The sequence below is a fragment of the Acidovorax facilis genome (assembly GCF_023913775.1).
GTDB lineage: Bacteria > Pseudomonadota > Gammaproteobacteria > Burkholderiales > Burkholderiaceae_C > Acidovorax > Acidovorax facilis.
This window is the reverse complement of record NZ_JAMXAX010000383.1, coordinates 1-255: the sequence shown is the minus strand read 5'-3', so window position 1 is coordinate 255 and position 255 is coordinate 1. Positions and strand designations below refer to the sequence as shown.

Annotated in this window: 1 pseudogene; it reads left to right on the top strand. The window is 52.2% G+C overall.

Annotation, left to right across the window (positions count from 1 at the left end):
* Positions 1-255 (top strand): annotated as a pseudogene (locus NFX52_RS30710) (hypothetical protein); the annotation flags it as partial.

The window sequence follows — 255 nt, the reverse complement described above, 5'->3', positions numbered from 1 at the left end:
AGCATCTACACCGCCAATCTCTGGAAAAGACTCACCAACAGCGTCTGAATACAAACTCTCTGTCGCATATCAGAATTATGCCGAACCGAGCTTCACCTCCGCATCCAACGTTTCTTTTTTCCGCGACCGCCTCTCCAACGCACCGAATTTGCCGGTAGCCCCTCTTGAACAGAACATCCTCCAGAGCCAGTTCATTCTACAAGGTGAGGAATTTCGCTGTGCCGGAACAGGCATTGGATCACAAGCGCTGGCCCG